Below are 772 nucleotides of genomic sequence, written 5' to 3' on the forward strand. Positions count from 1 at the left end.
CTCGGCGCACGCGCGCCGATCACCGACCACGCCCGGCCTGCATGCGGGCGCGCGTAGGGCGGAAGCTCGCGGGCGCCGACCAGCTGGCGGAGGTCGGCCGGGTGTTCACAGCGGATGAGCACCTCACCGACTGATCTGACGCGTTGCCACACGGGCCAGTTGCGCTGCCATGTCTCCGCATCGGCGACCACGATGCATCGCGGTCCCACACCTTTGGGCTCGGTGCCGACGGCCACCACCTCGCACGCAGGATACGCGTCGCGCATCCGGGCGATCACCTCCTCAGCTCCGGGGCTGACGACGCCCGTGATCGCAGAGGTCGGAGCCCACGCCGCCATCGACGGTGCCGCGGTCCGGTCGACTTCGCTTTCATCGACCCAGGCCAGCTGCACTTCGTGGTCGCCCATCCTGGCTCGCCCAGGAGCGCGGTCGCGCACGAATCCCGACGACTCTCCCCCGGCCGCCAGATGCTCCATCCGGTTCGGCATGCGCAACAGCACTCGACGCGGCAGCAGATCGAGCACCCGTCCCAGCGCTCCGCTCGCTCTGGTCGCGGTCAGGACGAAGGTCGTCCCCCGCGCTGCACGAAGAACCTGTTCCCAGCGGTGGACGAACTGCTGGCCGTACTCCGGTGGCAGAGCGGCGGTAAGCGCGTCCAGGTCGTCGCCCAGCACGACCGCAGGAGGACGCTCCCTCCCGTCCGCCCATGCGGCGAGCAGATCCCAGGCGTCTTCAGGGTCGCTCGGCAGCCAGACGGCGTCGTGGCGCTGCG

General features: G+C 70.7%; 1 pseudogene. It reads right to left on the reverse strand.

The window, feature by feature from the left end:
- Nucleotides 1-772, reverse strand: a pseudogene (locus tag KZA10_RS16600) (hypothetical protein); the annotation flags it as partial.

Origin of the sequence: Microbacterium sp. BF1 (genome assembly GCF_019279095.1) — a bacterium.
Classification (GTDB): domain Bacteria; phylum Actinomycetota; class Actinomycetes; order Actinomycetales; family Microbacteriaceae; genus Microbacterium; species Microbacterium maritypicum.